Source organism: Cyclobacteriaceae bacterium (assembly GCA_030584025.1).
Taxonomy (GTDB): domain Bacteria; phylum Bacteroidota; class Bacteroidia; order Cytophagales; family Cyclobacteriaceae; genus UBA2336.
On record CP129487.1, the window covers coordinates 3,617,546 to 3,631,571 of the forward strand.

12 protein-coding genes are annotated in these 14,026 nt (G+C 44.4%); 6 read left to right on the forward strand and 6 right to left on the reverse strand.

Annotated features, from left to right (window positions below; translation table 11 throughout):
- The first annotated feature begins 46 nt into the window (after positions 1–46).
- Positions 47–2,866 (forward strand): prolyl oligopeptidase family serine peptidase, encoded by a 2,820-nt coding sequence (locus tag QY309_16340; protein WKZ59419.1) that lies wholly within the window; start codon positions 47–49, stop codon positions 2,864–2,866.
- Between the two features lie 49 nt (positions 2,867–2,915).
- Here the strand turns inward: QY309_16340 and QY309_16345 are convergent, their stop codons facing one another.
- Positions 2,916–3,695: a hypothetical protein gene (locus QY309_16345; protein WKZ59420.1), complete on the reverse strand. Its 780-nt coding sequence runs from the start codon at positions 3,693–3,695 to the stop codon at positions 2,916–2,918.
- Positions 3,696–3,814: 119 nt separating this feature from the next.
- On the opposite strand from QY309_16345, the gene tpx reads away from it, so the two are divergent.
- The gene (gene tpx / locus QY309_16350; protein WKZ59421.1) at positions 3,815–4,312 is read left to right on the forward strand and encodes a thiol peroxidase; all 498 of its coding nucleotides are present in this window, start codon (positions 3,815–3,817) and stop codon (positions 4,310–4,312) included.
- Positions 4,313–4,359: 47 nt separating this feature from the next.
- Here the strand turns inward: tpx and QY309_16355 are convergent, their stop codons facing one another.
- Both QY309_16355 and QY309_16360 read right to left on the reverse strand, forming a co-directional pair.
- Positions 4,360–6,894, reverse strand: a complete 2,535-nt coding sequence (locus QY309_16355; protein ID WKZ59422.1) for a M14 family metallopeptidase — start codon at positions 6,892–6,894, stop codon at positions 4,360–4,362.
- Positions 6,895–6,948: 54 nt separating this feature from the next.
- A complete protein-coding gene (locus QY309_16360) occupies positions 6,949–7,485 on the reverse strand; it encodes a DinB family protein (protein WKZ59423.1) in 537 nt (178 codons plus the stop codon).
- A gap of 109 nt (positions 7,486–7,594) precedes the next feature.
- Here QY309_16360 and QY309_16365 point away from each other — a divergent pair, with 109 nt between their 5' ends.
- A complete protein-coding gene (locus tag QY309_16365; GenBank protein WKZ59424.1) occupies positions 7,595–7,975 on the forward strand; it encodes a DUF5684 domain-containing protein in 381 nt (126 codons plus the stop codon).
- A 59-nt stretch (positions 7,976–8,034) separates the two neighbouring features.
- Here the strand turns inward: QY309_16365 and QY309_16370 are convergent, their stop codons facing one another.
- Together QY309_16370 and QY309_16375 are read right to left on the reverse strand one after the other, a co-directional pair.
- Positions 8,035–8,997: a diacylglycerol kinase family lipid kinase gene (locus tag QY309_16370; protein ID WKZ59425.1), complete on the reverse strand. Its 963-nt coding sequence runs from the start codon at positions 8,995–8,997 to the stop codon at positions 8,035–8,037.
- Complete coding sequence (locus QY309_16375) at positions 8,997–10,115, reverse strand: tetratricopeptide repeat protein (GenBank protein ID WKZ59426.1); 1,119 nt, start codon at positions 10,113–10,115, stop codon at positions 8,997–8,999. Before QY309_16375 ends, QY309_16370 begins: the two co-directional genes overlap by 1 nt.
- A gap of 181 nt (positions 10,116–10,296) precedes the next feature.
- Between QY309_16375 and QY309_16380 the strand changes: the two genes are divergently transcribed.
- The 3 genes from QY309_16380 (at position 10,297) to QY309_16390 (ending at position 13,356) form a co-directional block, all read left to right on the forward strand.
- Positions 10,297–11,415: an amidohydrolase family protein gene (locus tag QY309_16380; GenBank protein WKZ59427.1), complete on the forward strand. Its 1,119-nt coding sequence runs from the start codon at positions 10,297–10,299 to the stop codon at positions 11,413–11,415.
- A 157-nt stretch (positions 11,416–11,572) separates the two neighbouring features.
- Positions 11,573–12,676 (forward strand): hypothetical protein, encoded by a 1,104-nt coding sequence (locus QY309_16385; GenBank protein WKZ59428.1) that lies wholly within the window; start codon positions 11,573–11,575, stop codon positions 12,674–12,676.
- Between the two features lie 95 nt (positions 12,677–12,771).
- Positions 12,772–13,356 carry a nitroreductase gene (locus QY309_16390; GenBank protein ID WKZ59429.1) on the forward strand — a complete coding sequence of 195 codons (585 nt, stop codon included), beginning with the start codon at positions 12,772–12,774 and terminating at the stop codon, positions 13,354–13,356.
- A 51-nt stretch (positions 13,357–13,407) separates the two neighbouring features.
- Here the strand turns inward: QY309_16390 and QY309_16395 are convergent, their stop codons facing one another.
- Entirely contained in the window at positions 13,408–14,019 is a 612-nt protein-coding gene (locus QY309_16395) for a hypothetical protein (GenBank protein WKZ59430.1), read from the reverse strand.
- Between the last annotated feature and the right edge of the window lie 7 nt (positions 14,020–14,026).

Here is a 14,026-nt window from a genome sequence, read left to right on the forward strand (position 1 = left end):
GGCAAAAACATGGGTTTGGCTATGTTTAACACATAATCCAAAACCTATGAAACACCTCTACGCTGCCCTGATTCTTTGTCTGGTATTCACGCTTCCGGCCGAGGCTCAAAAATCAAAATCCAAACAAGCCCCCATACAAAAAAAGCCGTTGACACACGATGTGTATAACGGTTGGAAAGAAATCACCTACCGGGCATTAACCAACGATGGTACATATGCCGCATACACCATCAACCCACAGGATGGCGATGGCAAAGTAGTGTTTCATAACTTGAAGACGCTGGCACAGGATTCCATTCATCGCGCAGCAAACATTTCACTTACGTGGGATAGCCGATATGCGATCTTCAAAATCACACCTCAAAAAGAATTGGTCAAGGATTTACGCAGGCAGAAAAAGAAAAAAGATGAGTTGCCTAACGATTCACTAGGCATCTACTCGTTCACCAACCGGAAGACAGAAAAAATTGCGGAGGTAAAGTCATACAAGATTCCAGAGAAAGCAGGTGGCTGGTTGGCCTACCAACTGGAAGCGCCAAAGCCACCAAAACCCGATACCGCAAAGAAAGCGGCCAAACCAAAAAAGGTTAAAAAGAATACGGATGATAATGGCTACACCCTTGTACTGCGCAACCTGGCCAACAATCAGGAATCGCAATTCGGGTATGTCAAAGAATATACCTTAGCCAAATTCGGGCAGGGATTATTGTTCTATAGTACAGGTAACGATAGCACGTTGAAGCCGGGCGTATACTGGTACGATTTACAATCAAACCAACTCAACACGCTGTTTGAGGGAAAGAGCAAATACAAAGTAAAAGGCCTATCCGTTAACGAAGACGGAACGCAAGCTGCTTTTTTGGTAGATGCCGATACTACCAAAGCACTTATTCGTTACTACCAACTCTACCATTGGAAAAAAGGTGAGTCGGTTGCTCGTGTATTGGCGACTGAAAAATCAACGGGCATTCCTGCCGATTGGATCGTGAATGAAAACTACACACCTTCTTTCTCAAAAGATGGATCAAAATTGTATTTCGGCACATCACCCAAGCCGGTGGTGCAGGATACTACCCTGCTCGCAGAAGAAATTGTAAATGTGGAAGTGTGGACCTGGAAAGATGATTACATCTATCCGCAACAAAACAGCAGGTTAAATGCCGACAAAAGAAGATCATACGTTTCTGTCATTCATCTGAATGATAATCGTATCGTTCAGTTGGCCAATGAAAACATGCCATCACTGGAATTGGGTGACGAAGGAAATGCTTCACTAGCCCTTGCTGAAAACGAAACGCCTTATCTGGTTATGCGCACGTGGGATACGGATGTGTATAAAGACCTTCAACTGGTAAATCTACGCGATGGTTCTGTTCAGTCCATTCAGCAAAAAATAAAAGGCAACGCACGACTTTCACCCAAAGCCAATTACGTGGTGTGGTTCAGCAATCCGGATACGGCCTTTTTCAGTTATTCTGTTGCTAACAAAAAAATTGTTAAGCTGAATGAAGGCTTAAAGGTAAAATTTGCGGATGAAGAAGATGATCATCCCTACTACCCCTACAGTTATGGCGTTGCCGGCTTCACAGCCAACGATGCACTGCTGTTAGCATATGATCGATACGACATCTGGGCGTTTGATCCTGAAAACCGAAAAGCGCCAGTTAACCTCACAAAAATTGGTAGAGATCAAAAAACAACCTTCCGCTACATCCAACTTGATCCGGAAGAACGCTTCATCGATCCTGAAAAGGAAATGCTGCTTGGTGCCTTCAATGAAACCACAAAACAATCTGGTTTTTATAAACTGAACCTGAAAGATGGAAAATTAACCAAACTCATTATGGGCGACTATCGCTATGGCAACGCCATGAAGGCGCTACAGGCCAACGCCATGTTATTTACCCGCCAAAGCTTTACAGAATTTCCAGACGTTTGGACAAGCGACTTCAACTTCAGCAATCCGAAAAAACTATCCACAGCCAATCCGCAAATGAGCAAATACTTGTGGGGAAGCGTTGAATCGGTTACCTGGACTTCCGTTGATAACATTCCGTTGGAAGGCTTGCTCTACAAACCGGAGGGCTTTGATCCGAAAAAGAAATACCCGATGATGGTGTATTTCTATGAAAAAAATTCGCAGAACATTCACCAGCACATTGCGCCTGCTCCGATACGCTCTTCCATCAACTATTCCATGTACACGAGCAACGGGTACCTCGTCTTCGTTCCGGATATCGTTTACAAAATCGGTTTCCCGGGTGAGAGTGCCATGAACTGCATTATGCCAGGCGTTACTTCGCTGATCGCAAAAGGTTTTGTTGACGAAAAACGTATCGGCATACAAGGCCATAGCTGGGGCGGATACCAGATTGCCTACATGATTACACGCACGAATTTATTCCGTGCTGCCGAAGCTGGTGCACCTGTGGTAAACATGATCAGTGCATACGGAGGCATTCGTTGGGAAAGTGGACTGAGCCGTATGTTTCAGTATGAGCGAACACAAAGTCGCATTGGCGGAACCCTATGGGAAAAACCCATGCACTACATTGAAAACTCTCCTATCTTCTTTGCTGATAAAGTGCAAACACCTTTGCTGATGATGCACAACGATGCAGATGGTGCCGTGCCGTGGTATCAGGGCATTGAATACTACATGGCATTGAGAAGATTGGATAAACCCGTCTGGATGTTAAACTACAACGGCCAGGGCCACGGATTAACCCAACGCCATCACCGTACAGACTTTGCCAAACGCATGATGCAATTCTTTGATCATTACCTGAAAGATGCGCCCATGCCCGACTGGATGAAGAAAGGAGTGCCTGCTATTGAAAAGGGTATTCGACAAGGAATCGATTAATGAACAAAAACCTGTACCCGATATGTTATTCATGTCGGGTACTTTAAAATTACTCCTGAACTTTAAGAGCTGCGTAACCAACAAGTATTGCTGAGCCAGCAAGAATAAATCCTGCCTTTCCTCCATCGGTCATTTCCGTGATGTAAAACTGCTTCTGTCTTTTTTTATAGTACTCCTCCGGTTTCAATTGTGTTTGAAGAATCTCCTGCACCCAAAATTCGGTATCATAATAAACAGGGTCACCTGATTCAGAAAATTTTACAGCCAGATAAATACGAAATGAAAGTGGCGTAGTTGTGCGATCAAAATTATACTTGAATCCTCGGATTGGCTGACCTTCGCTTGTTTGCTTTACTTTATTTGCAGGTGACGGATCAGGAAGCGAAAAGAAAGAATGCCTCAAACTAAATTGTGGAGCCACTACCACTGATTGCGGAGGAGCCATACTTACTCTTGAATCTCCGGATATCACTCCAGAAATTTGTGAACTAGCCGAAGAGAAGACTTCTGACCATCGTATTTGAAATCCATCAGCATCTGCATTAAGTCGTGACTGATTTTTCCACATGGATAGTGATCTGCCATTTGAAATAATAGCTGAATTGCTCCAATCAATAAATACTGGCTTTTCCAGTTTATTTAGTATTTCAACCTGAACAGAGCCCCCGTGTCCCCAAAATTTATATGTTATCTTAAGCGAATCACTTTCACGAAAGAATGCACCATATCTATCCTCTGGGAGAGCACTGGTCTGCAAGGAAATAAATTGGTGTTTGGTACATCCTGCAATGATCACAGGAATTATTAAACAAACAAGTACTAAGCGCATAACGTGGGGGTTTATGCATTCGAAGCAAATATTCCGCCAAATTCAAGGCTATTATCAAACCTTGAAAAAAATTTATTGTTATTATCGCAGTTCTTAGTTCAACAAAAACTTAATAATCTATGGCTCAAACCAAACTTGGCGAACACACCGTAAACACAGCAGGCAACCTTCCAACCGTTGGCGCTGCGGCTCCTGATTTTGTATTAACCGGATCAGACATGAAAGACGTAACCTTAAGTCAGTTTTCCGGAAAGAATCTTATCCTCAATATTTTTCCTTCCATTGACACAGGCGTATGTGCAACTTCTGTTCGTGAATTCAATAAACGCGCAGCCTCACTGAATAATACCGCTGTGCTGTGTGTATCTAAAGATCTTCCTTTCGCCATGAAGCGCTTTTGTGGCGCAGAAGGTATCAATAATGTGTTGACCGCAACCGATTTTCGTAATCGTGGTTTTTCAACTGCTTACGGAGTGGAGTTGGTTGACGGTGGGTTTGCCGGACTACATGCCCGTGCTGTAATTGTCATTGACCACACCGGAAAAGTAAAATACACCGAACTGGTTCCGAGTATTGGCCAGGAACCAAATTATGATGCTGCATTGGCGGCACTATAACAACACCCCCTTGTTCCCCCCTCGAGGGGGAACAAGGGGGTGTGTAGTTATTGCCCCACCATAAACACTGCATTCGAAAACAACATCTTGCCGCTCTCCCAGAAATTGCGGAACAGCGGATCATCAACGAAGTAGACAATCGTTCCGCGACCTTTTTCTTCTACACCAAACACAAAACTGTTGTCTAACTTCTTGTTGATTTTGTAGCCCGCAAAACCCTGAACCGGTTTTGCTTTTCCTTTGATGACACCCACGTTCCAGCCTTGCTGCAAGTATGAATAATACAGTTCATTGGTCTTGAGTGTATAGTATGCATCGCCTAACCCAAAGGCAAGCGGATGACTTTTATCTAATGTTACTTTGTAAATCGCACCTGAAATAGTTTGTGAGATGGCGTTGCGTTCAGCCGCATCGTAAGGAAGTAACACGTCTTTGGCCTGGTCTTCTTTATCTTTCTTCTCGGCCTCTTTCTTTGCCTCTTCCGTAGAAAATTTCTTCAACGCAAATCCATTTTTATCGGCAAATGCATTTAATGCACCGGATACAAGAATAAGTCGTCCGCCATTGGAAACCCATTCCTGAACAGACTTCATCGTCTCCTCATCAAACATGCGGTAACGGCCTTCCGGTACTAACAACACATCATAATTGCCCAAGTCAACCGATCGGAAATAATCCGTTCCGATTTGCGTGATCGGGTATTGTAACTCCTGCTCAAAGAAGTGCCACGTAGCACCAGCCGACAACGAAGAGGTTTGGTCGCCAACCAATGCGGCAATTTTAGGAGCCTTGATGTAATTCACATATCCCGATCCGAAATCCTTTCCGCTATCTACAAAGCCGGTGGTTGCTGCAAACCATTTGCGGTTGTGCTCGCGGGCAAGTGATTGAATGAATTGATCAAAATCCGGAATGCTTTCATTATTTCGTTGGGTAACAATCAGTGAGCCTGCATCAAATGATTCGCCATTCACTTTAAACGGTTTCATGGCTGCGCGCACGGTTACATCATTATTAAGCAATGCACCAAGAAACTTCACATCGCTGAGACTTTGGTAACGAAACACATACGCATAAGGCTTGCCGCTCACCGGTGTTTGTACTACTTCTTTTGGTTGATAGGTTTTACCTACATTGATGCGTTCATTGAGTGCAAAACCTTTCAGGCCGTACGCGTACATGAGGTTCCAGGCAGTAATATCGTATGTAACAGAATCCGGTAATTTGGATTGCGGCTCAAACAACGTGGTAATAAACCGCGACTTTGGTTGATAAACACTGATGATGATATCATCCGAACTCAGATTTACAGCCTGTGTGGTCTGTGTGCTGTAATCAAATCCACGGGTACTTTTGCCAGCGGAAAGATGCCCGTACTTAACACCGTGTGCATCCATCAACTTTGTTAGGCGTTGAATTTTGTCGGGTTGGTTATCGCCTTTAATTACATATGTTTTATAAGGCGATGCAGGGCTATTGTTATTCTCCCGGAAATATTTTTCAAACTCATCGAGTACCCGTTGGGCGTTGACGGCCGTAATCTCTACAGTCGACATACCTGTCGTGTGATGATGCATCCAACGGTCTTTTAATGTTAGTGGATCGCCTTCGCGTGTGGTAATCGACAAGCCGGCAAAACCTCCACCAGCCTGCTCGTAGGTCATACCAATAGCTCCATTATAGGTTGGGTACGTATCGCCATAGCTGGGGTAATACAAATCGAACACTTCTTTGGTAAAATACAACCAGCCTTGTTTATCAAAATACTTGGCGTGATTCTTCCCGATCATCACTTGGAATTCGCGCTGCCATGGAGTGATTACTTCATGATACGGTTCTGCCGCAGGCGCAAAATAATACGGGTTGTTATAGCCTTGTTCATGAAAATCCACATGAACGTGCGGCATCCATTGGTTGTACACTTTAATGCGTTGTTGCGATTCAATCTGCGTAAGCCAGGCCCAATCGCGGTTCAGATCAAACCAGTAATGATTGCTTCTTCCGCCCGGCCAGTATTCGCGGTGCTCACGCGCATCCGGACTAGCGTTTGCGGGACGATTGCCAAACGAGTTGTAAAAATTGGCATAACGATCGCGGCCATCAGGGTTGATGCACGGATCGATTATTACAACCGTATTCTTTAACCAATTTGCAGAAGTGCCGTTAGCCGGATTGGCCAGTTCATACAATGTTTGCATGCTGGCTTCAATGGAGCTCGCTTCATTGCCGTGTACGTTATAGCTCAGCCACACAATGGGAATTTTGGTTGAGGGCGTGCCAGATTCCAATCCCGTTCTGCGCAAATTATCCAACCGGATTTGCTCCAGGTTTTTTAGATTCTCGGGGGAGGTAACCACCGCATAAACCAAGGGCCGGTATTCATAGGTTTCTCCGTACTTATATAGCTCAACATTCGGCACTACACTGGCCACGTGCTGAAAATATTCAACCACACGGTGATGGCGCGTGAACCGTTCACCTAATTCATAACCTAAAAATTCATTAGGCTTGAGGAGTTGCTGTTGCGCAAAGCCTGAAAGAGCCATGCCAAGGAGAAGTGCGAGTATGGGAAACTTTTTCATACAAATTGATTAGGACGAAAAGATAGAAAACATAAACCAGAACAAAGGAAGAATTTATTTGGCCGGATGACGAAGGATGCGTTCGATCTGTGGCCGGTGATGGTGAATGTGCTCCCGGAAAAAGATCAGTGTTTGTCGTACATCAAACCGGCCTGCCATAGGATGTTTATAAATTACCCGCCTGGCATGCTTGTCGTTAATCGTTGAAAGAAAAGCAGCAAGTTCCTTGCGCAGGTTGGCCCATTCTTCTGTCAGTTGAGTAAGTGTTAGCGTTTCTGGTGTGTTCTCCACCACAACCCGGGGGGCTTTATATTTTACTGGAATGCGTTGCGATACAATGAGCAACCAAAGGCGCAGGGATTCCATCACACCGGAGTCTTTAAGCTGATCAATGGCCTGCACTTTCTTTTTCATGTACCCTAATGAAAGTTTTTCTGAAGTAAGAATGTGGGTAAGAATTTGTGCAACCGACCATTTGCCCGGTTTAGGCTGCTGGTTAAACGCTTCTTCCGAAAGATGCTTTACAGATTGTAAAAGGTCTTCGCGTTGCTTTTCTAATTCATGGAAGACCGGGGTGAACAACTTGTTCATAACATTTGATTCAGGGTAAATTACTCTAAAAACTTCACACCTCATGTATTTTACTTTACAATCTGGTTATTATCTTTAGGAACCTAAAAAACCAAAACCCAAAATAATTATGGAAGAATATTCTTATGACAATGGTGCAGCCGGTGGAATTCTTGGTGCAATCGGCTTTGTGTATTTTGCCATTATACTGCTGATCATCATCAGCATGTGGAAAATCTTTACCAAGGCTGGTAAACCCGGATGGGCAGCCATCATACCAATCTACAATATTATTGTGCTACTGGAGATTGTTGGGAAACCAGTTTGGTGGATCATTTTGATGTTGATTCCTTTTGTCAACTTTTTTGTGATGATCTATGTAGCTCACCTACTGGCAAAATCATTTGGAAAGGATATTGTGATGACTATCCTGCTGATTATTCTGCCCATTGTGGGTTATCCTATGCTCGCTTTTGGTGATGCCAAGTATGTTGGTCCACCAAAGGATTAAATCAACTTACTATTTCAATTGAAGTTGAAAAAGCTGTCTGAATAAGGCAGCTTTTTTTATTAACACAAAAACTTCACGCGCTTACGCAGTACGTCAATGGTAACAGGCAACGTACCTACCAACTCACCATCCGCTTCAATAGGCTGTGCTTCATCGGCACGTAACGTAACCGAATCGGTTTCGCGATACTGAATTTCTTTATGAATGGCTCGTTTGCCCTTGCGCAGCCTACCATTCTGTAAAATAAAATCGATCACCGAAATTTTGCCGGCTATAAAACAGGAGAATAAACCATCATCGGGTTTTGCGTCTGGGGCAATGCCAATGCCGTTGCCAAAAAATTTTCCGTTGGCAATGGCAACTGAACGTATCACCCCCGACCATTTCCACAGCGGTGTACTCATGTGCAACGCAAATGGTCGGTATGTAAAGAACGTTTTGATGATGGCAGCATAATACGCCACCAACGAACCAAAAATCCTGTCGCTGGTTAACAAGTGCTGAACCACATATGGCCCCATGCCCACATCGGCAATGTTGATGAAGTAGCGTGGCTTTTCGGCTGATTCAATAAACGTAATCTTCCCCAGGTCAACAGGCCGGTAAGAAAAATCAATAAACAGTTTTTTTAATGAACGGATCTCGCTCCGCACACCCATGGTTCGGGCAAAATCGTTACCGGAGCCCAACGGAATTAACCCCAACACTGGAAGATGATTAGACTGCTCATGTTCTTGCAACATACCGTTGAGCACCTGGTTTAAAGTGCCATCGCCACCTGCCGCGACTATAGCATCATATGATTGCGTTACAGCCTTTGAAGCCAGCAACACGGCATCATTTTTTGATCGTGTTTCCTGCACATCAACATGTACCACGTGTTGTAAGGCCGGTAGAATCTTAGAATAGAAATGATTTTTTTTGAGAGAGATGCCGTTGAGGATGATGACCACAGATTTTACACCCCCCGCTTCCCCCCTCAAGGGGGGAATAAGTGGGGTGTGTGCAAAATCTCTCTCCATCACTTACAATTCTTCTTCAGTGCTGCCTTGGCTTCATCTGAACCAAGCTCATCGGCAGTTTTGAAATCGAGGCAAGCATCGTACTTGTTGCCCATTTGCAGCTTCACCAACCCGCGCTGATAGAAAGTTTCCGGATCGGTTGGATAGAGTTCAATGGAAGTGGTATAATCTTCAATGGCTCCCTGATAATCTTGTTTCTCCGCCCTGCTCAAAGCCCGGTTGTCGTAATACACCGGATTGGTCGGGTCAAGTTCAATCGCCTTTGTATAATCCTGTATGGCACCATCCTGATCCTCCATGCTAAACTTAACCACCCCCCGAAGGTTATATGTTTCGGGGTCTTCCGCATTGAGTTCGATGGCTTTGTTGTAATCTTCCAGCGCACCCTTAAAATCTTCTTTGGCACTTTTTGCCAAGGCTCGATTTTCATAAATCAACGGATCTTTTTGCTCCAGCTTTAACGCAGCATCATAATCGGCAATGGCCTTATCGAAATCACCAATGTTGTAATAGGCCACACCGCGGTAGTTAAATAAACTCACATCGGTTTTGTCCAACTCAATGGCTTTGGAGTAATCATCTATGGCGCTGATGTATTCACCCAGTTCAGCTTTCACCACACCCCGATTAAAAAATTTATCGGCATCCGGTGGCCCGAGTTCCAGTGCTTTTGAAAAATCGAAATATGCACCGGCCAAATCTTCCAGATTATATTTGGCAAACCCCCGACTGGTAAAGGCATCTGCGTATTTCGGATTAAACTGAATGGCTTTGTTAAAATCCAGAATAGCACTTTCATCATCGGCCAATACAGCCTTCGCTTCGCCCCGGTACCAATACGCTTCGGCAAAAGTTGAATCGAGTTCAATGGCAAACGTTAAATCGGCAATGGCCCCATAAAAATCCTCCAACCCCATGCGCGCCTCTCCGCGTAAGCGATAAGCCATTTTATTTTTAGCATTCGAATCCAGTAATTTACTCAGTTCGGTTTTTGCACCGCTATAATCACCAGCCTTGATTTTCTTTTTAGCGCTCTCGAGTTGTTGATCCTGTGCACACACCGTTACAGCCAGCAAAAGAAAACCAATCCATATAAAGGGTGAAATATTCCTGCTCATAGTATGGGATTAATGAGGCCAAGTTATGAAAATTTGACTTTAAGCGTTAAAAAAGCAGCAGTTGCCTGCGCCCCTGTTTTTTATCATAATTTGTCCGCTTACATCCATGTATCTCCGACAACCTGAATTTTAACCACAACTGCAATAATCATGTGTATCTTTCACTCAAATTTTTCCTGAGATGAAAATACTTCCTGCCCTAATAGTTGCTTTTATCGCTTTGTCCAGCAGCCTATATGCCCAAGACAAACCGGAGGAACCCCAAATGGATTTTGAAGCGTACGATCCGCCCTCAACATTGGTGGTTCCGGAGAATAGAGTTACGCGCGCAAAATTTCCATTTATTGATATTCATAATCATCAGGCGTACATGACTTCGCCAGGCACGTTGGCTAAGTTGGTTGCTGAAATGGATAAGTTGAATATGGGCGTCATGATTAATTTAAGTGGTCGCGGATTTCGTGGAAGTGGTGATCACCTCGAGCGATCCATGGACACGATTAACCGGTTTTACCCCAAGCGATTTGTACTCTTTACCAACGTTGATTTCAGCAGCATTGATCAACCCGATTGGCAGGCACGAACCGTAAAGCAATTGGAAGATGATGTGAGGCGTGGTGCCATGGGTTTAAAAATTTATAAAAGCCTGGGAATGAATAACCGCGACAGCAAAGGCAACCGCATTGCCGTGGATGATCCGCGCATTGATCCCATCTGGGCAAAATGTGGTGAATTAAACATACCCGTATTGATTCACACAGCCGATCCAAAATCGTTTTGGGATCCGATGGACGCCAATAATGAAAGGTGGTTGGAGTTAAAAACACATCCAAGACGGCAACGTTCAGAAACAGATCCTGCTCCCTGGGAACAGTTGATCCGGGAACAACACAACGTGTTTAAGAAACATCCGAAAACAAAATTCATTAACGCGCACATGGGTTGGTATCCGAACGATCTGAAAAAATTAAGTGAACTATTGGAAGCCATGCCAAACATGTATGTTGAAATAGGCGCGGTGATTGCCGAATTAGGGCGACAGCCGCGCACGGCACGCGACTTCATGATCAAGTATCAGGATCGGATTCTGTTCGGGAAAGACTCGTGGGTACCCGAAGAATACGAAACCTATTTCCGGGTACTGGAAACTGCCGATGAGTACTTTCCTTACCACAAGCGTTACCACGCCTTTTGGCGGATGTACGGGCTGGGGTTACCCGATGAGGTTTTGAAGAAAGTTTACTACAAAAACGCCTTAAAACTGCTTCCAAAAGTGGATAAAACGCAGTTTCCGAAGTGATTTAGCCGTTTTCTTGAATTTCTTAAAAAAACTCAAATTTCTTACATTTGATCTTGTTACCCCAACGGCCGTTCGGGGATTTACCTCTTGATTTGGCTATCGGGATAGCCACCAAAAGCCCTCTCATAAACTTTTGGTAAAAATTGAAAGGCTTGATATGAAAAAGCTTATTTGGATGTTGGTGTTGGCAGGCTCCATTTTCTCCTGTCAGATACGTGATGCTGAGTTTCCGGTTAATGAAGAGGCGCTTGCCCAGCAGTTAATGCAGGCTGAGGCCGAACGTAAACGCAATGGAAACAATGGACCTGAGGTAATTCCTTCCGAAATTGAAGCCTGTTCCAAAACTACTTACGACTTATTTGCCGGTCGTCATGATGATGTGGGCAGCATTACCATCGCCAACGATGATGAAAATCTGTACATCACCTACTTCACAACCAAGAGCTTTAGCAAACTACACTTGTGGTATGGAAAAAGTCTCGCGGATCTTCCTGTTAACCCGGCAGGTATACCGGTTATCGGACACTTTCCGTTAAAAGCAAATGCCAGTGGTAAAAAGCAGTATACCTTCACTATTCCGTTAAGCAAACTCGAGGAAAAAGAAATTCATTGCGATCAGGATTTGGTTGTTGTTGCGCATGCTGAAGTGGGACGCGAATCTGCCTTTGGTGGCACAACCCAGATACCGGGTTGCAAGCGTTGGGCCTATTACATGACCTATACATTAGGCTGCTGCGAGGATGAGGAGAATGATGATAACCCCATACCGGCTGATGGGCGTGAAGTAGCTTTTGCGAAAGGCAACTGGGTTTTTGTTGATGACGGATGCAGCGATGTTAATCCTGAATGTTTACCCGGCTTAGGCATTGCCAACGTTCGCTGGGGCTGGGCCATTAACGTTACCGGTCCAATTGGCCGCTCGTATGATATCTGGGCCTCTGCCTCTGGCAATGATACATCTGTCGGAAAGAAGATTGGCAGACTTGAAGTTGAAACCACCACATGGGATATTAACGGAGTGCCTACAGGCATCGGATCATTAAACGTAATCCTTGATGATGGATGGGTTATGGAATCCTTGAACATTTATGCTGGCGACCTTTCTCCTGCTTCTGCTGATCCGGCAACCTACGGGCATACCTATACATTTCCTGGCGGAACGTATGTACACACACACTCAATCAATTTCGTGAATAACGATGTGGAAGGAGATGGTGTGTGGTTTATTGCCAACGCCATAGTAAGACCTACTAATTTGTAAGCAAAATCTGTTTATAACTAAAGCCGCCTATACCCGGGCGGCTTTTTTGCTTTTGTACAATCGCGTACTTTCATAAAAAATAAAGTTTGCTGATTATGACACCGCTAGATGTAAATACATTTCTCCGATCCAGAAGATCCATATTCCCGAAAGACTACACGGGCGACATGATTGACGAAAGCATCATCCATGAAATTTTAGAGAATGCCAACTGGGCGCCCACGCATAAATTCACTGAGCCCTGGCGGTTTATTGTTTATAGTGGTGAAGGCAGAAAAAAGCTCGCTTCCACACAGGCGGAAGTGTATAAGCAAGTAACGGAACGTGACGGAACCTTCAAAGAAGACCGATACAACAATCTGTTAACAAAACCATTGGAATCATCGCACATCGTACTGGTGTACATGAAGCGTGACGAAAAAAAATCTGTACCTGAAATTGAAGAAGCGGGTGCTGTTTTTTGTGCTGTGCAAAACATGTATCTCACGGCAACGGCTTATGAAGTTGGTTGTTACTTGAGCACCGGTGGAGTCACCTACTTTCCTGAATCAAGAAAAGCGTTCGGACTTTCAGACGATGATCGCATCATCGGTTTTTTCCACCTGGGCATTCCAAAACCTGCTACCCGCACCAGCAGAAGAAAGCCCGTGGCTGAAAAAATTACCTGGGTTAGAGAATAAAAAAGGCTGACCCATATCGGAGTCAGCCCTTTGTTTTAAAATCTAAGTGAATTATTGCGCCAGTGTAATAATCTTTTCCAATGGAAGTGTGTTGGCAATCTTTAATAAATCAGCTTCCGAAATTGCTCCGTTGTAATCTAACGTAAGCAATGAACTTCCAAATGGAGTTTGCAGTTGATAGCCACTGGTTTGATTGTTTTCATCAACCTCTCGGGTAAGCAATGATTTATAGCCCTGCACTTTCACCACCTTCTGATTGCTGTCACCTGAATTCATAATCATGGGCATAGCCAGAATCGCATTCACACCTGCCATCAAAGGCGAGTCGCTGATAATATCAATAGTTGCACTTTTATCCTGGTTGCCATAGTTGCGTTGTACGTATAAGCCCCCGGTCAGTCCGCCCGACATACCGGTAACCTGATCGTTTTTTGAGTCGCTGTTCAGTCCTCCCAATGAGGTTGGCAGCACCTTCAAAATTTCACGACCAATCGCTGCATCAATTTCGCGCAATGCATTCTCCAGATTGAAACGTGCATCCTCCAGGTTTCCTGAATTGTATGCCAACTTTGCACTGGCCAAACTCTTATCGAATTCCTGCGCCTCGGCCATCATGGTTACACACAGGCCGATGGTTATCATGCATAAAAAAATATTTTTCATACGGTTT

What these genes read in the sequence shown, in the direction of transcription:
- QY309_16340 (WKZ59419.1), top strand. Translation starts at nt 47, where the DNA reads ATGAAACACCTCTACGCTGCCCTGATTCTTTGTCTGGTATTCACGCTT.
- QY309_16345 (WKZ59420.1), bottom strand. Translation starts at nt 3,695, where the DNA reads ATGCGCTTAGTACTTGTTTGTTTAATAATTCCTGTGATCATTGCAGGA.
- tpx (WKZ59421.1), top strand. Translation starts at nt 3,815, where the DNA reads ATGGCTCAAACCAAACTTGGCGAACACACCGTAAACACAGCAGGCAAC.
- QY309_16355 (WKZ59422.1), bottom strand. Translation starts at nt 6,894, where the DNA reads ATGAAAAAGTTTCCCATACTCGCACTTCTCCTTGGCATGGCTCTTTCA.
- QY309_16360 (WKZ59423.1), bottom strand. Translation starts at nt 7,485, where the DNA reads ATGAACAAGTTGTTCACCCCGGTCTTCCATGAATTAGAAAAGCAACGC.
- QY309_16365 (WKZ59424.1), top strand. Translation starts at nt 7,595, where the DNA reads ATGGAAGAATATTCTTATGACAATGGTGCAGCCGGTGGAATTCTTGGT.
- QY309_16370 (WKZ59425.1), bottom strand. Translation starts at nt 8,997, where the DNA reads ATGGAGAGAGATTTTGCACACACCCCACTTATTCCCCCCTTGAGGGGG.
- QY309_16375 (WKZ59426.1), bottom strand. Translation starts at nt 10,115, where the DNA reads ATGAGCAGGAATATTTCACCCTTTATATGGATTGGTTTTCTTTTGCTG.
- QY309_16380 (WKZ59427.1), top strand. Translation starts at nt 10,297, where the DNA reads ATGAAAATACTTCCTGCCCTAATAGTTGCTTTTATCGCTTTGTCCAGC.
- QY309_16385 (WKZ59428.1), top strand. Translation starts at nt 11,573, where the DNA reads ATGAAAAAGCTTATTTGGATGTTGGTGTTGGCAGGCTCCATTTTCTCC.
- QY309_16390 (WKZ59429.1), top strand. Translation starts at nt 12,772, where the DNA reads ATGACACCGCTAGATGTAAATACATTTCTCCGATCCAGAAGATCCATA.
- QY309_16395 (WKZ59430.1), bottom strand. Translation starts at nt 14,019, where the DNA reads ATGAAAAATATTTTTTTATGCATGATAACCATCGGCCTGTGTGTAACC.